This window comes from Pseudomonas azadiae (assembly GCF_019145355.1).
GTDB lineage: Bacteria > Pseudomonadota > Gammaproteobacteria > Pseudomonadales > Pseudomonadaceae > Aquipseudomonas > Aquipseudomonas azadiae.
The window spans coordinates 696,102-715,214 of sequence record NZ_JAHSTY010000001.1; the positions used below are offsets into that span (position 1 = coordinate 696,102).

The following is a 19,113-nucleotide window of genomic DNA, read 5'->3' on the forward strand; positions in this document are numbered from 1 at the left end:
ATTTTCAGCCAGATAAGGGATTGTCATGTCTAAGAAAAGCGTACTTGTTACCGGTGCTTCTTCGGGTCTGGGCCATGCGGCAGCCTTGATGCTTGCTCGCAACGGCTTTCATGTTTTCGCTGCCGCAAGGGAGATTCGCGGCGTGTTTAACGGGCAAGCCAATGTGGAGGAAGTCAGACTCGATATCACCGACGAGGCGTCGGTCGCGCAGGCATTGGAAAAAATCGCGGCAAAGAACACTGCCTACCCTCTGTGGGGCCTGATCAACAACGCCGGCATTTGCGTGCCCAGCCCACTCGAGATGCTTAGCCCGCAAGAGTTGCGCCGACAACTTGACACGAACGTCATAGGTCAACTGCAGGTCACTCAGGCCATGCTGCCTCTGCTACGTGAAAACTGCGGGCGCATCATCAACATCACGTCCGGCCTGGGAAGCATTGCGGTTCCTTACCTGGGTGCGTACTCCATCGCTCAGTTTGCAAAAATGGCATTCACTGATGCACTCCGTAGAGAACTGGCCAACTCTGGCGTCACGGTCAGCGTGGTACAGCCGGGCGCGATCTACACCCCTATCTGGGATAAGTTCCTCGCAACCGGCCAGGAAATCATGAATCAGGTCAGCGGCGAGGCGAGGCAAATATACGCTCGCTCATTCACCGAGTTTCTCAAGCAGAGCGAAGCGCTGGCCCGCGCTGCCACCACCAGCGAAGCCGACTTCGCTGAAGTCATCCTTGACGTGCTGACGACTGCGCAGCCTCTGGCTCAATACAGCGTGGGCAATGATGCACAAAGTTTTGTGGACATGGCAAAGTCAGCCACAACCGCAGAACTCGATGCGATGTTTGCGGCCCAGATGCCTACCGGGACGGACTTTGGATCAGCTCAAAAGATCGGCCAGGCATCATGAACATACGCAGATTGAAGATGTGGCGTGATCAGCATCGGTCAATGATGAATAGCGCGATTGTCGCGGTGAACTCCAGGCAGCCTTATAGCCCGTTTTCCGATGAGTTGACGAACTACGAGCATGCTCAAATCGAACAGGGGGAGATCAGGTTCAAGCGCCTGCTCGACTCCAAGTTTCAGATCGACCGTCGCAGCTCAGCGGACCTGGGGGAGAAGAGAGTCGGTAAGGAGACGTCGCCTTATGGCTTTCCATTAGGCATTTCATACCGTGCCGAACACTTCGATAGCCTGGTTAAAAAGGCCAATCGTTCGATGAGCAAATGGGAGCACCTGAGTGTTGAGCTTCGTAGTGCATTGCTGTGCGAAGCAATCACGAGAATTCATGCAGACACGTTCCTGTTCTCTCAGGTGGGTATGCATACCAGTGGCCATGGTTTCTTCATGGGCTTTCATGCGAACGCTGTTCACGCCCAGGCACGAGCGCTTGAATCCGTTGCCCGTATTTGTCAAATAACGGCAGAACTGACCCAACAGGTGGACTCCGAACTCACCGTAGGGGACGCGCAACCACAGCGTATTTTGCGCAACTTCCAGCCAAAGCCTGCGGGCCTTTCTCTGGTGTATTCGGGTCGGGTCGCACCCACCTGGGGGGCATACCCGTGCGTTTTCGCCTCATTGGCTGCGGGTTGCCCTGTCATTGTCATCCCTCACTCCGAAGCTATCCTGCCGCTGGCATTGACCGTAAAAGCGATTAAATCAGTGTGCGCCGAAGCGGGTGTTTCAGCAGACATCATCAACCTGTTTTGCTCTGATAACGACGCTGACTACAGGAAGGCTGCGCAGCATCGTGCGGTGAAGCTGATTGATTACATGGGCAAATCCGAATTTGGCAAATGGCTGCGTCAGCATGCATGGCACGCCCGCGTCATGACCCAGCAAAGCGCCCAAACCTCCGTGTTTGTGCACTCTACGGACAACTACGATGGCATGATCGAGAATCTGGCATTCGGTCTGTGCTCTTACTCAGCGCAGTTGTGCACGTCGCCGCAGAACATCTACGTGCTCAAGGACGGCATTCAGTTACCTGACAAGATCATCACGGTTGACGTATTCCAGCGCGACCTGGTGGCTCGGATCGATCAATTGCTGCAACGATTTCAGCCACCACGTGATCTGCTCGGGGTCATCATCGGCAAACAAACCGTCGCCGATATTCGACAATGCGAAGGTGCCAGATTTGCCAAGGTGTTGCGCCATTGCGAGCTGCTGCAGGATCCTGAGTTTGCTGATGCCCAGGTACTGACGCCCTCTGTGATTGCGGTACAACCGGGTTTTTCAAGCAGTCTCGACTACTACGCCAGCGAAGTCGCAGGCCCGGTCTCCTTTGTTATCGTCAAAGATGACCTCAAGACCGTTGCCCGCGAACTCAGCTACGTCGGCCAAGAGTTTGGTGTGCTGGGACTGGGGCTCTACGCCATTGATGCAAATGTTGAAAAGGCAATGAAGTGTGTTTCGGCGGACATTGGCGCCCTGCTGTCCGTAAATTTCTGCGGTAACTATTTCATCAGTCAGTGTTCGGTGTTTACTGACATCCACGGCGGCGCGGTTAACTCATCCTCAGATGTCACTTATGGAGCGCCAGGGTTTTACCATTCTCGTCTGCGCATGACAGAAGACAGAACCGTGGTCTGCACGCCATGAGTTCAGCTCTTCGCATATGGCCGTTCAACTACCCGGCGTTACCTCGAATGGCATTGTTTTCAATTCAGGTAAAGGACGTCGTCGAGCGCGATATGCCGCAGGCAGAGGAGTGGCTGGCGTGCGCCATGACATCCCGACGCAAGGAGTTCGCAGCCGGCCGAATCTGTTCGGCTGCGGCGCTTCAGGCACTGGGTGGCGATAGCGTGTGGCCGCCTATTGCCAAGCCCTCTCGCTATCCAAAATTCCCAAAGGAGTTCAAGGGTTCGATCACCCACACTCAAGAGTGCGCACTGGCATGTGTGGGCGATGCGGAGCGTTATCTCGCAATTGGCCTGGATGCTGAACCGATGGTTGAGCACGCAGAACTTGAACAAATGGCCAATCACGTTCTTTCTCCGCCCGAGCTGAACCAGTTCAAAAAAATGGACAGGGAACGGGCGCTGACGTTCTTCTACTTGTGTTTTTCAGCCAAAGAAACTTTGTTCAAGACGCTGTTTCCGTTGTGCCATACCGACATGGAATTTACTGAATCCGAACTCACTTCCTGGGATGACGAAGGGTGTTTTACGCTGCGCCTCGTCACCGACCGGGTGAGCGACCGATTCGAGAACGGCACCCTGTTCCGTGGCCTGTGGTCCGTACACGCCGGTACCCTGCTCACTCTGCTCGCCCTCCCCCGCAAACAGGCGTTACCCACACTGGACTCGCAACTCTATGTGCCTGATTTCAGCTATGGGCGCCCTTGAGCAGAAGTTTAAGGCTCCGTGGAGCTTGCGCGCCAGCCCAACCAATCATTTACATTCACTTCGTATGATTATACGATTTTAATAATACGCAGTGAATGTAAACTCCCGATTCAACGACTGTCAGACACGCTTTACTCACTCGATAAGGAGTATCGAACATGGCTAATCCGTACCGAATACTGTTTCAAGCCTCGGGCACCAGGGCATTTTCCCTGGCAGGCCTACTAGCCCGTTTACCGCTCCCGATGACAGGTATCGGCATTATCACGATGCTTTCGCAGTTGCGTGGCAGCTATGCACTGGCTGGCGCGGTTTCTGCCACCTTTGTCCTGACATATGCACTGATGTCACCGCAGGTTTCACGAATGGTGGATCGTTATGGTCAACGCCGGGTACTGCCATTGTCTGCTGGTCTCAGTGTAGTGGGTCTGCTTCTACTACTGGCTTGCACCTACTGGCACACGCCTGACTGGACGTTGTTCCTGGCGGCAGTGTTAGCGGGCTTCATGCCGAGCATGTCGGCCATGGTTCGCGCCCGGTGGACGGCGATATACCGAGGCGAGCCCCACCTGCAAACAGCCTATTCCCTCGAAACCGTACTGGACGAAGTGACGTTTATCGCAGGGCCGCCGATTTCCGTGGGATTGAGCGTGGCCGTCTTTCCCCAGGCCGGACCGCTGGCGGCCGTTGTGATGCTGGCGATTGGTACGCTTGCTTTGGCGGCCCAAGTATCCACCGAGCCGCCAGTGGAATCCGCCGAAGAAAAGAGAACGAGAACGGCCTCCATCTTTCGCCTGGCGGACGTGCGACTATTAACATTGCTGATGGTCGCAATGGGCGTCATCGTTGGAACGGTTGATATCGTAAGTGTCGCATTCGCTGAACAGATGGGGAGTCCGGCAGCCGCGAGTATCGTGCTGTCCTGTTATGCCATCGGCTCGTGCGCCGCTGGCCTGTTGTTCGGTGCGCTGAAACTGAAAACACCGCTCCACACACTCTTGCTGTTGGGTGGCCTGGCTACGGCAGCAACCACACTGCCCTTGTTGATGGCGGGCAATATTGCCGGCCTGTCCGCAGCGGTACTGGTGGCTGGACTATTCTTCGCGCCCACAATGATCGTAGCGATGTCCTTGGTTGAGCGAATCGTACCGGAACGACAATTGACTGAAGGTATGACCTGGTTGCTGGCGGGCTTGAATGTCGGGGTGGCAATGGGTGCCGCGGCATCGGGCCAGTTAGTGGATATGGAAGGGGCTCGCTATGGATTCAACGTTGCTCTGGCAGCCGGAGCGGCGGTACTGCTGGTGGCTGTCTGGGGACACCGCCGGATGCGAGAACACTCGCTTACGCGAGCGTATTCCGTGTGAGTCTCGACGCTAAAGCACTTCGCTTGGAATGACCGGCAGAAAAAAGCCACTCAATAGAGTGGCTTTCGTTTCTTAATCCTAGCGCGATGTGCACTTGGATCCGCTAAGCAAATGATGATGCGCGTGCCCCTGCTTCTGGCGACGAACTCATCTACTGGGGGTCGGCCTTTGGTTTAACCAGGATGCCCCTCAGCAGCAACTCAAGCGCGACCACACTCTGCGCAAGTCGCTTATCGCCCTCTTCCGAATCTGCAATCCAGAACGCGGCTTCGGCAAGGCTGCCGTAGATCAGCAACGCCAGCGCCTGAGGGTTGACATCCACCACGATACCTTGCTGGATCAAGACCTGAATCGTCCGCTGCATCGACTCTACACAATGACGCTGTGCATCGGGTGAGGTGCCGCCCAGTACTGCCCTGGCATCGCGCAACACAATCCGCTGGATTTGTGGTTCCAGGGCCATTTCCAGATAGGCACGGCAGCGCTGGCGAAAACCGTCCCAGGCATCTGCTGCAGTGTCAGTAATGGCTTGCAGACGCTCATCCATTTCAGCGTCGAGTTGCTCGACGACTGCTGACAGCAAGCCTTTCTTGTCACCGAAGTGATGGTAGAGCGCGCCACGGGTCAGGCTCGCCTGAGCCGTCAGCTCATCCATTGAGGTGTCCGCATAGCCTCGCTCACTGAACATCTCTCGCGCTTTGGCTATTAACAGGGCACGGGTTTCTTCCATATCGGCGCGGGTGCGGCGAACCATCGGTTATCTCCTCACTGAAGGCGGCGTGACCTGTGATGTCCATGAAGTCATGAATAGGCGCAGCTATACATGCGGCCTGTGTCTATTGTCACTTTCGCGTACTTCGATAACAAGCACGCCGTGCCCCGTGAAACAGCGCCATATGCGCTAGCGTGCGAGAAGTTTAATCATCGCCTGTTCAATCACCCAGGTATCCGCATCATTCAGGCCTTCGCCAGCGACGTGCCCCCAGACGGATTCCAATATGCGCAGTTCGGCCTTGGGTATCCGACTGACCTCGTGTTCGGCATCTCGGACAGGGAAGTACAGATCGCTCGATGCAGGCATCACCAGCGTATCGGCGGTGATCGAAGCCAATGCCCTACTGACATCGCCCTGGTAACGGGCATTTGCACTGATGTCTGCATGCTGTCCGCTCCAGAGTTGCGCAATAATGTCGTTGGCATCTCGCTTGAGGAACCACCCTTCCCAGAAATCAATCAGGAAGTCTTCAATGGATGCGTAACCCAGTGCGGTCTCATCCAATCGGTCGCGGAAGAATGCCTGAGACAGCCCCAGGGCAGCATAGACACGCGCGGCAACACGTAAGCCGCGTTGCGGTGGCAGCGTGTAAAACCCCTCCCGGAAGTCGGCATCCAGCTCGATCGCAGCGCGCACGCTATCAAAAAACACATACAAATGACGTGACGTGCGTGCTGCGCTCTGAAAGGTAAACAGCCGCTCAACCATGTCCGGGAAGGCACAGGCCCACTCAAAAGCCTGAGTTCCGCCCAGAGACCAACCTGTGGCCATCCGAATTTTCTGGATACCGAACAATTCGGTAACCAAGCGATGTTGCTGAACAACATTGTCGTGGATCGTAACGTGTGGAAAGCGACTACCGTTCTGCGGCGCCGCCGTGTTGCTGGGCGAGCTGGACAAGCCATTGCCGAAAGCGTTTGGCACGATAATGAAGTACTTTTCCGAGTTCAGCGCGCGACCTGGCCCGATCAACCAGGCGGCATCTTCATGGGTCGCTGCGAAGGACGTCGGATAGACAATAACATTGTCCTTTGCGTCATTAAGGCGGCCATAGGTCTTGTATGCCAATCGGGCCTCGCGCAGACGACGACCCGATTGCAACTGAATGTCACCGAGCTCAAAAACCTCATACGTCATAGTGCGTGCTTCCCTTCATCTCTTTCTCTTTTCCACATGCAGATGTGGTCCGCTGCGCAGCGATGTGTAAGTTGCATACGCAGCCCCGCTTCGGCACAACGATCAAGGGAGGCGGTAGGCGATCACATAGTCTCCGCGTTCTTGCTCTGGGCCTTGCGAACCGCCCGCAGTGACAACAACGTATTGCCTTCCCGTTCTGCCACCCTGGTAAGTCATGGGGGTCGCCTGACTGCCGACGGGCAGTCGACTTTTCCAGAGTTCCTTCCCGGTCCCGCTATCCATGGCCCTGAGGTAGTGATCCATCGAACCGGAGAAAAAAACCACCCCACCACGGGTAACAAGAGGTCCGCCCATGGTGGGCATTCCAAGAGGCAAACGTAATCCGGTAATCGCGCCCAACAAAGGCGTGTCTTCGGTACTGCCCATGGGGACTTGCCATGCGATCTCTCCGGACCGAAGCACAATTGCTGTCAATGTGCCGTAAGGCGGCGCAGTGCAAGGCACTCCGAGTGGCGAGGTGAACATTCCGTGAACGACGCCATAGGGTGCCCCACGCTGTTGGGCGTAATTACCCGCAGCGCCAGTAGGATTGTAACCAGCGGCCAGGGCATCCTCATGCTTGATAAATTGGGCCCAATGAGCAATGCGGATATCATTGACAACCAGCAGGCCTGAACTTACATCAACCGCCCCGCCCCCCCAATTTATGCCTCCGTAATAACCGGGGTACATGATTGTTTTTTGTGTGCTTATCGGCGTGAAATCGCCTTTCCAATGCATACGCTTAAACTGAATGCGGCAATACAGCTGATCAAGCGCGGTGATCCCCCACATACTTTTTTCTGTGAGCGGACCGTAGTCAAGTGACGCTCGTGAATAAGGCTGGACAGCGGATGGATGTTGGCCGACAGGCGCACCCTCCACACTGACCGCACGTGATTCAACGGGGAGAACAGGACGACCATTACGGCGATCCAAAACAAAAACTTGCCCCATTTTTGTCAAAACGATCACGACCGGAGTACTTTCTCCATTCCCCATTACAAGGTCATGAAGAATGGGCTGCGCGGCAACATCATAATCATGGAGATCATGATTGACCGTCCTGAAGTGCCAACGATCAATCCCGGTTTTCACATCAATGGCGACGACTGAAGCATTGTACGTTTCAGATGACGGTAAACGATCAGCGCCCCAAAAATCTGGAGTCTGATTACCCGTCGGTACGTAGATCAATCCCAGTTCAGAATCATAGGAGGCGGTGCCCCAGAAATTGGGGGTCTCATCCGCGTAAGTTTCCCCCTCCGGGAGCGGATGCCCCCTCTTGGGAGCAGCCGGGTCCCATGCCCAGACAAGCCGTCCTGACTTAATATCCCAACCACGCACAACACCCGATGGCTCGCCACCACTGGCCCAATCCTGCATACGCGCGCCGGTGACAATGACGTCACCCGCAACAAGGGGCGCTGACGTAGGGAAATAGGAGTCTTTAGCCCTTTCGCTCAATCCCTTCAGCAAATCCACGTAACCGTGCTCACCAAATCCAGGACACGCCTCACCCGATCGGGCATCAAGCGTGAACAACCTTGCATCGAGGGTAGTCAGTACAATACGCGTTTTACACAAGGCGTCCGCGCTGCCATCCACATTGCCCGTGACGCTGTCGTCAGGCGCCGAATGGGACGCAAGGCCACGGCAGCGCTGCCATTCTTTTGAAACTACTTGTGGATCGAATCGCCACCTCTCAACACCGATTTCAGCGTCGACCGCCATAACTTTACTGTAGGGCGTACAGACATAGAGCATGTCGCCTATCTTTATCGGGGTGCCCTGAAAGGCAGCTTCTGCGGTGGGTACATCACCGGTTTTAAACTCCCAGGCGACCTGTAAATCCGTTACGTTCGAACGCTCTATCTCAGCAAGTTCTGAATATCGAGTGCCCCGTGCACTAAGCCCATATTGAGGCCAATCCTGATTGACTGCGTGTTCCACAGGAGGGTTGGCGCTGGATGCTCCCTCAGCCGTCAGCACGCCTTTTGAAACAACTGATGCATGCGGATAGAAACCAGCCCCGATGCCGACAAACGCGATGCCGAACAACACAATCGACGCTGGCGTTCGCATCTTGCGTCCACCTTGCACGCCGTCATGAGTTCTAAGCTGCGCGTAAAACAACGTAACAACACAAGCCACGCCTAAAAATAAGGACACCCGCGGCACAAACTGCCAGTAGTCCAGGCCCACCTCCAGCAGCGCCCAAATCACACTGAAAATCAACAGGACGATTGCCGTGCTGAAAGCGTGAGCGTGCTGTTTGATAAGCGAATAGGAAACGTAGCCAAGAAGACAACCTGCCACTGCGTAGAACCAGCTCCCGCCAAGCACTATCAACCACAGTCCGCCCAAAAACAAAAAACCGGCGCCAAGCGCGAATAAGCCTGCCACGGTGTGCATTGCAATCCGTATAACCCGCATACCGCCCTTCTCCTGCCAGCGATGCCTATGGTTATTGATCAAGGTTTTTTGACCACTTACCGTCGTGCACCCTCCCCCCCATCACAGTCGTGCGTGAAACGAGGGGGGATAGGTTTCCAATCGAACAACCGAAACCCTTTCGGGCCCAGCCTATGGGCAAATTGCCTGAGCTTTTTTGCCACTTGAACGGATCGCGAACGTCAGCAGCAGTGCCACTGTGGCCAAACCTGCGGCCAACCAGAGATTGGTGGCCAGACCGAACCTGTCTACCGCCTGCCCACCCGACCACGACCCCAGAAAAATACCGATATTGAATACACCTACATAAAGCGCAGTAGCGATTTCCACTGCATGCGGCGCCGCTTTCATCATCCAGGTCATCAGGCCCACCGACACGCCACCGTAGGCCAGCCCCCAGGCCAGCAACACTAAGCCGCCCCCCACATGGGAGTCTCCGATCGTCAGGAACAGCACTGGCGCCAACAACAATCCCAGCGAGATAAAGACCAGGGTCAGGGCCGTGCGACGCGCGGCGATAATACCCGCCAGGAAGTTGCCAATGATGCCCGCAACACCATAGGCGAACAGCAACGCGCCGATCCATTGAGCATCGAATCCGGAGACCGATAACAACAACGGACGGACAAATGTGAATGCCATGAAGTGCCCGGCCACCAACAAGATGGTCAGTGCCAGACCGGCTTGCAACTTGCGGTTGGCAAACTGTTCAGCGAACTGGCGCAAGGTGACTGAGTGGTGAACAGGCAAAGCGGGAATGGCGAAGAGGTGAATCAACAACACCCCGGCACTGAAGATAGCCATACAGCCGAAAGCCCAACGCCAACCGGCAAAATCACCGATCAACGCGCCTAACGGCACACCCAGTACGGATGCCGCAGCGACCCCGCCAAAGATAATGGAGGTGGCCAGACCCACTGCGTGTGCCGGGACCAGCCGAGCGGCCAAGCCCCCCGCGACAGCCCAAATACCTCCCATGCAGAAGCCGACAAGCGCACGTGCAATCAGCATCCACAGCATATCTGGGGCCAGGGCCGATGCAATATTGGCGATTACCAACAGGCCGAGCAAGCCGCACAAAATCCAGCGCCGGTCCAGATTGCCTGCTGCGATCACCACCAGCGGTGCAAAAAAAGCTGCCAGCAAAGCGGGCAACGAGATCATTAAACCAGCACTTCCAGTGGACGTTTCAAGCGAGCCAGCAATGGTTGTCAGCAAACCGACCGGAAGCATTTCTGTCGTCACAACCGAAAATGTAGCAAGACCCATGGCGGCCACTGCCAGCCATGGATACCGCGGGGACGTTGCAGGCGAAGCGACTGAAGGTGAACTCATGATTGCTAAATCCCTTTAGATGAAATTCAGGCCTCGCCCAAGACGCGAGTTCCTTTGATCGCGGGAAGCTAGTGGGCGACCGTTCGCTGATAGGGAACGCGACGAACCCAGAAAACATACATACTGAATGAATGTTTAATTCAACTTATCATACGCAATGAATGTAAACAATCGGAGGTAACGATTCTGACGTTCCGGCTCTGAGCCAAGGCAACCTCAAAGCGCAGCCAACATTGTTGGCCGCTCGGCCTTACGAAATTTGATAAGAGACCAGCGCACCTCTGCGCTGGCGAGCGTGCTTGAGACTCACGCGGGAAAGTGCCGAGGGATAAACTGATGAAGAGTCCGCCAGCTAAGCCATGAACGCCTGCGAACATTGTGAAGACTTTACTTGCGGTGCCAAATCCGACACCGCCTTACAATCACCGGGCAGTTTTGCGCGGGTTTTACGCAGACACAAAAAAGCCGATCTAGCTGATCGGCTTAACTGTCTGATTTTAATCAGGAAATATGGTCGGGACGGAGTGATTCGAACACTCGACCCCTAGCACCCCATGCTAGTGCGCTACCGGACTGCGCTACGCCCCGACTAGGCGTGTTACTGGGTTCGCTTCTTAACGAAGCGAACCGGAATATACCGCAAGCTTTTGAAATGTGGAAGTATTTTTAAAGCCTGAGTTACTTCTTCAAAACCACCAGCACATCTTCGAGCTCGGCGATCATCTGGCGGATCATTTGCTTGTATTGGGTGGTGTCGTCTCTGGCTTCATCGCCGGACATGCGCTGCCGCGCGCCGCTGATGGTGAACCCCTGGTCGTACAGCAATGCACGAATCTGTCGGATCATCAGCACATCCTGGCGCTGATAATACCGACGGTTCCCGGTGCGTTTGACGGGGTTGAGTTGAGGAAACTCCTGCTCCCAATAGCGCAGCACGTGCGGTTTTACCGCGCAGAGCTCGCTGACTTCACCAATGGTGAAGTAGCGTTTGCCTGGGATGACGGGTAGCTCGTCGTTATGACTTGGTTCCAGCATAAGCCTCAACTCGGGCCTTCAACTTCTGCCCTGGACGAAAGGTGACCACACGGCGAGCCGTGATCGGGATTTCTTCTCCCGTTTTTGGATTGCGGCCAGGCCGCTGGCGTTTGTCCCGCAGGTCAAAATTGCCGAAGCCGGACAATTTGACCTGTTCGTTGTCTTCCAGAGCGTGTCTGATCTCTTCGAAAAACAGCTCGACCAATTCCTTGGCCTCGCGTTTGTTCAGACCCAACTCTTCGTACAGACGTTCCGCCATCTCAGCTTTCGTCAAAGCCCCCATACGTCACTTCCTTAACGTGGCGTTTAACCTTTGTTCGAGCGAGGTGAGGATATTTTGTGTCGTAGTATTCACCTCATCGTCGTTAAGAGTGCGCGATGGATGCTGCCAGGTCAAGCCAACTGCAAGGCTTTTTCTATGCGGATCAATGCCTTTACCCTGATAGACGTCAAATAGCCTGAGGTCTGTCAGCCATTCCCCTGCATTTTCACGAATTACGTCCAGGACCGCAGTGGCGGCCACTTCACGGTCGGCAATCAGGGCCAGGTCGCGGCGCACTTCGGGGAAGCGCGACAGCTCGCTGAATTTGGGCATTTTGCCGCAAGCCACTTCGGCCAGGACCAGTTCGAATACGAAGACCGGACGGTCCAGGCCAAGGGTTTTCGACAGCTCGGGGTGAATAGCACCGACGAAGCCAACCAGGCGACCTTCGCGCTCAATGCGCGCCGTCTGGCCTGGATGCAATGCCGGGTGGGTGCCCGGTACGAAGGTGAAGGCATCCAGCGCACCGGCAAAGCCCAGCACCGCCTCCACGTCCGCTTTGACGTCGAAGAAGTCGACGGCGTCGCGCCCCTGCGCCCAACCTTCAGGCAGGCGGCTGCCGCAGACCACGCCGGCCAGCATCGGCTCTTGCTTCAGGTCGCCAAGCTGGCCGACAAAACGCAGGCCGCTTTCGAACATGCGCACGCGGTCTTGCTGACGGTTCAAGTTGTGGGAAAGCGCTTTCACCAGGCCAGGCCACAAGGACGAACGCATGGCGGCCATGTCGTTCGAAATCGGGTTGGCCAGCAACAGCGGCTCGACGCCAGGATTGAACAGTTCGAACTGCTTGGGATCGATGAAGCTGTAGGTCACCGCTTCCTGGTAACCACGGGCCACCAGCAGACGACGCAGCTCAGGCAGGTGCGCACGCGCCTCGGCCTTTGGCTGTGGCGCCAGACGCGCTTGCGGGTAACGAACCGGCAGGCGGTTGTAGCCGTAGAGGCGCGCCAGCTCTTCGATCAGGTCGACTTCCAGGCTGATATCGAAGCGATGGCTTGGTACTTCAACCTGCCATTGCCCTTCCCCGCTCGCGCGGATACCCAGGCCAAGGGCCGACAACAGTTGCTCGATTTCAACCGGCTCGATCACCAGGCCGAGCATTTGCTCAACGCTTCTGGCCCGCAGGGTGATCGGCGCAACGGACGGCAAGTACTGCTCGTTGACGGTTTCGGTAATCGGGCCGGCTTCGCCACCGGTGATTTCCAGCAGCAGGCCGGTGGCACGCTCCATGGCTTCACGGGCGAGCTTCCAATCCACGCCACGCTCGTAGCGGTGCGAGGCATCGGTGTGCAAGCCGTAGGAACGAGCCTTGCCAGCGATGGCAATCTGGTCGAAGAACGCGCTTTCCAGGAATACGTCGCGGGTAGTCGCGGACACACCGCTGTGCTCGCCACCCATTACGCCGGCAATCGCCAGGGCGCGGGAATGGTCGGCAATGACCAGGGTGTCGGCACGCAGGCTGACTTCCTGACCGTCGAGCAGCACCAGCTTCTCGCCTTCTTCAGCCATGCGCACACGGATGCCGCCGTTGATTTCGGCAAGGTCGAAAGCATGCAACGGCTGACCCAGTTCCAGCATCACATAGTTGGTGATGTCGACGGCGGCGTCGATGCTGCGCACATCGGCGCGACGCAGGCGCTCGACCATCCACAGAGGCGTCGGCCTGGACAGGTCGACGTTGCGGATTACGCGGCCCAGGTAACGCGGGCAGGCGTGGGGTGCCAGCACTTCGATCGGGCGTACTTCGTCATGAACGGCAGCCACGGCGGCAACGACAGGACGGGTGACTGGAGCGTTGTACAGCGCGCCCACCTCACGGGCAAGTCCCGCCAGGGACAGGCAGTCGCCACGGTTCGGGGTCAGGTCGACCTCGATGCTGGCGTCTTCCAGTTCCAGGTAAACACGGATGTCCTGGCCCACTGGCGCGTCGGCCGGCAGCTCCATCAGGCCATCATTGCCCTCGCCCACCTGCAGTTCAGCCTGGGAGCACAGCATGCCGTTGGACTCAACGCCACGCAGCTTGGCCTTCTTGATCTTGAAGTCGCCCGGCAGCTCGGCACCGATCATGGCGAACGGGATCTTCAGGCCCGGGCGCACATTCGGCGCTCCGCACACGACCTGGAAGGTTTCGGCGCCGTTGCTGACCTGGCACACCCGCAATTTATCGGCGTCCGGGTGCTGTTCGGTGCTCAGCACCTCGCCCACCACAACGCCACTGAAAACACCGGCGGCCGGTGTAACGCTATCGACCTCAAGCCCGGCCATCGACAGACGGGCAACCAGCTCGTCGCGACCTACCTGCGGGCTTACCCAGCCACGCAGCCATTGTTCACTGAATTTCATCCTGCTCTCCTAAAGATTCGTTACGACTAGCGAAATTGCGCGAGGAACCGCAAGTCGTTGTCGAAGAACAGACGCAAGTCGTTCACGCCGTAACGCAGCATGGCCAGACGCTCAACGCCCATGCCGAAGGCAAAGCCCGAGAATTCTTCCGGATCGATGCCGGACATGCGTAGCACGTTGGGGTGAACCATGCCGCAGCCCATTACTTCCAGCCAGCCGGTCTGTTTGCAGACGCGGCAGCCTTTACCGCTGCACATCACGCATTCCATGTCGACTTCAGCGGATGGCTCGGTGAACGGGAAGAACGATGGACGGAAACGCACCGCCAGCTCCTTCTCGAAGAACACCCGCAGGAATTCCTCAATGGTGCCCTTGAGGTCGGCGAAGTTGATATCGCGATCCACCAGCAGGCCTTCCACCTGATGGAACATTGGCGAGTGGGTGATATCGGAGTCGCTGCGGTACACACGGCCTGGACAGACGATGCGGATCGGCGGCTTGTTCGCTTCCATGGTGCGGACCTGTACCGGCGAGGTATGGGTGCGCAACAACATGTTCGCGTTGAAATAGAAGGTGTCGTGCATCGACCGGGCCGGGTGGTGGCCTGGGATGTTGAGCGCCTCGAAGTTGTGATAGTCGTCTTCGACCTCAGGGCCTTCGGCAATGCCGTAGCCGATATGGGTGAAGAACTGCTCGATACGTTCCAGAGTCCGGGTGATCGGATGCAGGCCGCCCGAGGCCTGGCCACGGCCAGGCAGGGTCACATCAATGGACTCGGCGGCGAGCTTGGCCGCAAGATCGGCCTCCTCGAGCGACGCCTTGCGCGCATTGAGCACCTCTGTGACACGCTCCTTGGCGACGTTGATCAGCGCACCGATTTGCGGACGCTCTTCAGGCGGCAAATTCCCCAGGGTCTTCATCACCTGAGTCAATTCGCCCTTCTTGCCAAGGTAGTGAACCCGGATTTGCTCCAGGGCATTGATATCTTCAGCGCTTTGCACGGCCTCAAGGGCTTGGGCAACGAGCGCGTCCAGGTTTTCCATGTACAGACTCCAGATACAAAATAGGGGAAGAGCTTGAAGGCTCTTCCCCTATTTATGACGTTTACCACCGTGGGCTACAGAAGCAGCCCTGGTGACTGTCGGGGGTACTTAAGCCAAGGTGGCTTTAGCTTTCTCGACAATCGCGGCAAACACCGCTTTTTCGTTCACGGCCAGTTCAGCCAGAACCTTACGGTCGATTTCGATGGACGCTTTTTTCAGGCCAGCGATGAAACGGCTGTAGGACAGACCGTTAACACGTGCACCAGCATTGATACGAGCGATCCACAGAGCGCGGAACTGACGTTTTTTCTGACGACGGTCGCGGTAGGCGTATTGGCCTGCCTTGATTACCGCTTGCTTGGCAACACGGAACACGCGTGAACGCGCGCCGTAGTAGCCTTTAGCAAGTTTCAGAATTTTTTTGTGACGCTTACGGGCCATGACGCCACGCTTTACACGAGCCATGAGTTACTTCCTCTATTCTTGAACCAAAATTAACGAAGGCGCAGCATGCGCTCGACTTTTGCCACGTCAGACGGATGCAGCAAGCTGCTACCGCGCAATTGACGCTTACGCTTGGTCGACATTTTGGTCAGGATGTGGCTCTTGAAAGCGTGCTTGTGCTTGATGCCGTTAGCAGTTTTCAGAAACCGCTTAGCAGCACCACTTTTAGTTTTCATCTTTGGCATGTTCGGTACTCCGCATTCAGTTGATAAACATAATCAGAAGGCCTGCCGTGCCCTGTTGATTACTTCTTCTTTTTCGGGGCGATGACCATAATAAGCTGGCGTCCTTCCATCTTAGGATGCTGTTCGACCGAACCGTACTCAAGCAGGTCAGCTTCAACCCGCTTGAGGAGTTCCATCCCCAGCTCCTGGTGGGCCATCTCACGGCCGCGGAATCGCAAGGATACCTTGGCCCTGTCCCCATCACTCAGGAAACGTACCAGGTTGCGCAGTTTTACCTGGTAATCCCCTTCCTCCGTCCCTGGACGAAACTTGATTTCTTTTACTTGAATCTGCTTCTGGTTCTTCTTCGCTGCGGCAACCTGCTTCTTCTTTTCGAAGATAGATTTGCCGTAGTCCATCACCCGACAAACAGGTGGGATTGCATCGGCGGAGATTTCCACCAGGTCCAGCTTGGACTCTTCTGCAATACGAAGCGCTTCATCAATCGAGACGATGCCAATCTGCTCGCCATCAGCGCCAATTAACCGAACCTCGCGTGCCGAGATATTCTCGTTGATCGGGGCTTTCGGTGCAGCTCGTTTATCTTGTCTCATTTCACGCTTAATAATAATTACTCCGAATCTGGGCGACCACGCCGGGAAACCGCTTGCGCGAGGAACTCAGCGAACTGGGCGACGGGCATCGAGCCCAGGTCAGCACCTTCACGAGTACGCACAGCGACAGTCTGCATCTCGACTTCCCGATCTCCGATAACCAAGAGATAGGGAACCTTGAGCAAGGTATGCTCGCGGATTTTAAAGCCGATCTTTTCATTTCTCAAGTCGGACTTGGCACGAAACCCGCTTTCGTTGAGAGTTTTTTCAACTTCAGCGGCAAAATCTGCCTGTTTATCAGTGATATTCATGATCACTGCCTGGGTCGGAGCCAGCCACGCGGGGAATGCACCCTCGTAGTGCTCGATCAGGATCCCGACGAACCGTTCGAACGAGCCGAGGATCGCCCGGTGCAGCATAACCGGGTGTTTACGGCTGTTGTCTTCAGAGACGTATTCGGCTCCCAGACGGATCGGCAGGTTAAAATCGAGCTGCAGGGTACCACACTGCCAGACGCGGCCAAGGCAATCTTTCAGCGAGAACTCGATTTTTGGGCCGTAGAACGCGCCCTCACCCGGTTGCAGATCGTACGCAAGGCCCGCACTGTCGAGCGCAGCGGCCAATGCAGCTTCGGCGCGATCCCACAGCTCATCGGAGCCCACGCGTTTTTCCGGACGAGTGGACAGCTTCATCTCGACTTCGGTAAAGCCGAAATCGCGATACACGTCCATGGTCAGCTTGATGAACGCGGCGGATTCGGCCTGCATCTGCTCTTCAGTGCAGAAGATGTGCGCGTCGTCCTGAGTGAAACCGCGCACACGCATGATGCCGTGCAGCGCACCCGATGGCTCGTTGCGATGGCAGGCACCGAACTCGGCCAGGCGCATCGGCAACTCGCGGTAGCTCTTCAGGCCCTGGTTGAACACCTGCACGTGGCAAGGGCAGTTCATCGGCTTGATGGCGTAGTCGCGGTTTTCCGACTGGGTGGTGAACATGTTGTCGGCGTAGTTCGCCCAGTGCCCGGATTTCTCCCACAGGCTGCGATCGACAACCTGCGGCGTCTTGATTTCCAGGTAGCCGTTCTCGCGCTGAACCTTGCGCATGTACTGCTCGAGCACCTGGTACAAGGTCCAGCCGTTCGGGTGCCAGAACACCATACCCGGCGCTTCTTCCTGCAGGTGGAACAGGTTCAGGCGCTTGCCGATCTTGCGGTGGTCGCGCTTCTCGGCTTCTTCGATGCGCTGGATGTAGGCGGCCAACTGTTTCTTGTCGGCCCAGGCGGTGCCATAGATCCGTTGCAGTTGCTCGTTCTTCGCGTCGCCACGCCAGTAGGCGCCGGACAACTTGGTCAGCTTGAACGACTTGAGGAAGCGCGTATTCGGCACGTGCGGGCCGCGGCACATGTCGACGTATTCTTCGTGATAGTACAGGCCCATGGCCTGCTCGTCCGGCATGTCTTCCACCAGACGCAACTTGTAGTCTTCGCCACGCGCGGTGAACACGTCGATCACTTCGGCACGCGGCGTGACCTTCTTGATCACGTCGTAGTCTTTCTCGATCAGTGCGTGCATGCGCTGTTCGATGGCGGCCAAGTCGTCCGGCGTAAAAGGACGCTCGTAGGCGATGTCGTAATAGAAGCCTTCTTCAATGACCGGGCCGATCACCATTTTCGCGGTGGGGTACAGCTGCTTGACCGCGTGGCCAATCAGGTGCGCGCAAGAGTGGCGAATGATCTCCAACCCCTCTTGATCCTTGGGCGTGATGATCTGCAGGCTGGCATCGGAAGTGATCAGGTCGCTGGCGTCGACCAGCTTGCCGTCGACCTTGCCGGCCACGGTGGCCTTGGCCAGGCCGGCACCAATGGATGCGGCGACCTCGGCGACGGAAACCGAATGATCGAATGAACGTTGACTGCCGTCGGGAAGAGTAATAGTTGGCATGGCGCCTCCTCTCCTAGTGGTGACCCCTACCAAAGGTCACGTGGGTTGGGATGAGCCAGTACAAGATCCAACACCAGGCCGTTCAATGATGAACGCCTGCCTTACAGCGGCAGGAGCCTTTCGGCCAACCGATAATCGAACCAGAGTGACTGGAGTGAGCTAAAAAGAGCATGGCGAGGCGGCAATGGCGCGCCTGGAAATAGCCAAGCGCAAGATCCTAGCACAGATGAACGGTCATCGCGCCGCCGCCTTCGGGTGTAAACACAAATTCCGGCCTTTATAGCCGCAAAAGTGAACTTGAGCTGTACGCACTGCCTCAAAGCCACTGAGAATCGCCGTTCGTCCTCGACCCAAAGGAGCATCCTCATGATGCGTTTTACTTCTACTCTCGCTCTCGCCGCTTCCCTGACCCTCCTTTCCCTTGGCGCGCAGGCGGCAGCCCCGTCGAACTGGCCAGCCGGTGCCCGCGACAGCTTCGTCAGCGACTGCAGCGCGGCCGCCAGCCAGAACGTAGACGCCAAAACCGCCAAGGCTCATTGCGAATGTGGCGCTGACAAAATCAACGCCGAATTGAGCACTGCTGAAATCAAGGAGCTCATGACCAACCAGAACGCCAGCGCCGACCTCAAAAACAAGGCGGTCGCCGCTATTTCGTCCTGCAAAGTCGTGAAGAAAAAGTAAGATCTGC

General features: G+C 56.6%; 17 protein-coding genes and 1 tRNA gene. 5 read left to right on the forward strand and 13 right to left on the reverse strand.

Going from position 1 to position 19,113, the window contains the following annotated elements:
* The first annotated feature begins 25 nt into the window (after positions 1 to 25).
* The 4 genes from KVG91_RS03040 to KVG91_RS03055 all read left to right on the forward strand — a co-directional run bounded on the left by KVG91_RS03040 (position 26) and on the right by KVG91_RS03055 (position 4,720).
* Positions 26 to 907, forward strand: coding sequence for an SDR family NAD(P)-dependent oxidoreductase (locus KVG91_RS03040; protein WP_169378256.1), 882 nt, complete (start codon positions 26 to 28; stop codon positions 905 to 907).
* Positions 904 to 2,607 carry an aldehyde dehydrogenase family protein gene (locus KVG91_RS03045; protein ID WP_169378255.1) on the forward strand — a complete coding sequence of 568 codons (1,704 nt, stop codon included), beginning with the start codon at positions 904 to 906 and terminating at the stop codon, positions 2,605 to 2,607. The genes KVG91_RS03040 and KVG91_RS03045 overlap by 4 nt, the downstream gene beginning before the upstream one ends.
* A gap of 47 nt (positions 2,608 to 2,654) precedes the next feature.
* Positions 2,655 to 3,353 (forward strand): 4'-phosphopantetheinyl transferase family protein, encoded by a 699-nt coding sequence (locus tag KVG91_RS03050; RefSeq protein WP_169378254.1) that lies wholly within the window; start codon positions 2,655 to 2,657, stop codon positions 3,351 to 3,353.
* Positions 3,354 to 3,511: 158 nt separating this feature from the next.
* Positions 3,512 to 4,720, forward strand: a complete 1,209-nt coding sequence (locus tag KVG91_RS03055) for an MFS transporter (RefSeq protein ID WP_169378253.1) — start codon at positions 3,512 to 3,514, stop codon at positions 4,718 to 4,720.
* A 151-nt stretch (positions 4,721 to 4,871) separates the two neighbouring features.
* Here the strand turns inward: KVG91_RS03055 and KVG91_RS03060 are convergent, their stop codons facing one another.
* From KVG91_RS03060 to thrS, 13 genes are all read right to left on the reverse strand, one after another.
* Positions 4,872 to 5,474 carry a TetR/AcrR family transcriptional regulator gene (locus KVG91_RS03060; protein WP_169378252.1) on the reverse strand — a complete coding sequence of 201 codons (603 nt, stop codon included), beginning with the start codon at positions 5,472 to 5,474 and terminating at the stop codon, positions 4,872 to 4,874.
* Between the two features lie 147 nt (positions 5,475 to 5,621).
* Positions 5,622 to 6,632 (reverse strand): alpha/beta fold hydrolase, encoded by a 1,011-nt coding sequence (locus tag KVG91_RS03065; protein ID WP_169378251.1) that lies wholly within the window; start codon positions 6,630 to 6,632, stop codon positions 5,622 to 5,624.
* 102 nt (positions 6,633 to 6,734) lie between these two features.
* On the reverse strand, positions 6,735 to 9,086 hold the full coding sequence (locus tag KVG91_RS03070) for a membrane-bound PQQ-dependent dehydrogenase, glucose/quinate/shikimate family (RefSeq protein ID WP_225926941.1): 2,352 nt from the start codon (positions 9,084 to 9,086) through the stop codon (positions 6,735 to 6,737).
* Between the two features lie 171 nt (positions 9,087 to 9,257).
* Positions 9,258 to 10,460: an MFS transporter gene (locus KVG91_RS03075; RefSeq protein WP_169378250.1), complete on the reverse strand. Its 1,203-nt coding sequence runs from the start codon at positions 10,458 to 10,460 to the stop codon at positions 9,258 to 9,260.
* Between the two features lie 511 nt (positions 10,461 to 10,971).
* Positions 10,972 to 11,048, reverse strand: a tRNA-Pro gene (locus KVG91_RS03080).
* A gap of 90 nt (positions 11,049 to 11,138) precedes the next feature.
* Complete coding sequence (locus tag KVG91_RS03085; protein ID WP_169378249.1) at positions 11,139 to 11,495, reverse strand: MerR family transcriptional regulator; 357 nt, start codon at positions 11,493 to 11,495, stop codon at positions 11,139 to 11,141.
* Positions 11,476 to 11,778, reverse strand: coding sequence for an integration host factor subunit alpha (ihfA, locus tag KVG91_RS03090; RefSeq protein WP_002553164.1), 303 nt, complete (start codon positions 11,776 to 11,778; stop codon positions 11,476 to 11,478). Before ihfA ends, KVG91_RS03085 begins: the two co-directional genes overlap by 20 nt.
* Before the next feature lie 3 nt (positions 11,779 to 11,781).
* Positions 11,782 to 14,160 (reverse strand): phenylalanine--tRNA ligase subunit beta, encoded by a 2,379-nt coding sequence (gene pheT / locus KVG91_RS03095; protein WP_169378248.1) that lies wholly within the window; start codon positions 14,158 to 14,160, stop codon positions 11,782 to 11,784.
* A 26-nt stretch (positions 14,161 to 14,186) separates the two neighbouring features.
* On the reverse strand, positions 14,187 to 15,203 hold the full coding sequence (gene pheS, locus KVG91_RS03100) for a phenylalanine--tRNA ligase subunit alpha (RefSeq protein WP_169378247.1): 1,017 nt from the start codon (positions 15,201 to 15,203) through the stop codon (positions 14,187 to 14,189).
* A gap of 108 nt (positions 15,204 to 15,311) precedes the next feature.
* Positions 15,312 to 15,668, reverse strand: coding sequence for a 50S ribosomal protein L20 (rplT, locus tag KVG91_RS03105; RefSeq protein WP_003234252.1), 357 nt, complete (start codon positions 15,666 to 15,668; stop codon positions 15,312 to 15,314).
* Between the two features lie 29 nt (positions 15,669 to 15,697).
* On the reverse strand, positions 15,698 to 15,892 hold the full coding sequence (gene rpmI / locus KVG91_RS03110) for a 50S ribosomal protein L35 (protein ID WP_002553160.1): 195 nt from the start codon (positions 15,890 to 15,892) through the stop codon (positions 15,698 to 15,700).
* A gap of 59 nt (positions 15,893 to 15,951) precedes the next feature.
* Entirely contained in the window at positions 15,952 to 16,503 is a 552-nt protein-coding gene (infC, locus tag KVG91_RS03115) for a translation initiation factor IF-3 (protein ID WP_015884933.1), read from the reverse strand.
* Entirely contained in the window at positions 16,503 to 18,425 is a 1,923-nt protein-coding gene (gene thrS, locus KVG91_RS03120) for a threonine--tRNA ligase (protein ID WP_025857830.1), read from the reverse strand. The genes infC and thrS overlap by 1 nt, the downstream gene beginning before the upstream one ends.
* A gap of 366 nt (positions 18,426 to 18,791) precedes the next feature.
* Here thrS and KVG91_RS03125 point away from each other — a divergent pair, with 366 nt between their 5' ends.
* Positions 18,792 to 19,106, forward strand: coding sequence for a hypothetical protein (locus KVG91_RS03125; RefSeq protein WP_083735310.1), 315 nt, complete (start codon positions 18,792 to 18,794; stop codon positions 19,104 to 19,106).
* The last annotated feature ends 7 nt before the right edge of the window (positions 19,107 to 19,113 follow it).

Bases quoted from the DNA above. Each gene is read 5' to 3' on its own strand.
- pheS (WP_169378247.1), bottom strand. From the start codon at position 15,203: ATGGAAAACCTGGACGCGCTCGTTGCCCAAGCCCTTGAGGCCGTGCAA.
- KVG91_RS03075 (WP_169378250.1), bottom strand. From the start codon at position 10,460: ATGAGTTCACCTTCAGTCGCTTCGCCTGCAACGTCCCCGCGGTATCCA.
- ihfA (WP_002553164.1), bottom strand. From the start codon at position 11,778: ATGGGGGCTTTGACGAAAGCTGAGATGGCGGAACGTCTGTACGAAGAG.
- KVG91_RS03055 (WP_169378253.1), top strand. From the start codon at position 3,512: ATGGCTAATCCGTACCGAATACTGTTTCAAGCCTCGGGCACCAGGGCA.
- KVG91_RS03045 (WP_169378255.1), top strand. From the start codon at position 904: ATGAACATACGCAGATTGAAGATGTGGCGTGATCAGCATCGGTCAATG.
- rplT (WP_003234252.1), bottom strand. From the start codon at position 15,668: ATGGCTCGTGTAAAGCGTGGCGTCATGGCCCGTAAGCGTCACAAAAAA.
- KVG91_RS03125 (WP_083735310.1), top strand. From the start codon at position 18,792: ATGATGCGTTTTACTTCTACTCTCGCTCTCGCCGCTTCCCTGACCCTC.
- KVG91_RS03040 (WP_169378256.1), top strand. From the start codon at position 26: ATGTCTAAGAAAAGCGTACTTGTTACCGGTGCTTCTTCGGGTCTGGGC.
- KVG91_RS03060 (WP_169378252.1), bottom strand. From the start codon at position 5,474: ATGGTTCGCCGCACCCGCGCCGATATGGAAGAAACCCGTGCCCTGTTA.
- rpmI (WP_002553160.1), bottom strand. From the start codon at position 15,892: ATGCCAAAGATGAAAACTAAAAGTGGTGCTGCTAAGCGGTTTCTGAAA.
- thrS (WP_025857830.1), bottom strand. From the start codon at position 18,425: ATGCCAACTATTACTCTTCCCGACGGCAGTCAACGTTCATTCGATCAT.
- KVG91_RS03070 (WP_225926941.1), bottom strand. From the start codon at position 9,086: ATGCACACCGTGGCAGGCTTATTCGCGCTTGGCGCCGGTTTTTTGTTT.
- KVG91_RS03065 (WP_169378251.1), bottom strand. From the start codon at position 6,632: ATGACGTATGAGGTTTTTGAGCTCGGTGACATTCAGTTGCAATCGGGT.
- KVG91_RS03050 (WP_169378254.1), top strand. From the start codon at position 2,655: ATGGCATTGTTTTCAATTCAGGTAAAGGACGTCGTCGAGCGCGATATG.
- KVG91_RS03085 (WP_169378249.1), bottom strand. From the start codon at position 11,495: ATGCTGGAACCAAGTCATAACGACGAGCTACCCGTCATCCCAGGCAAA.
- pheT (WP_169378248.1), bottom strand. From the start codon at position 14,160: ATGAAATTCAGTGAACAATGGCTGCGTGGCTGGGTAAGCCCGCAGGTA.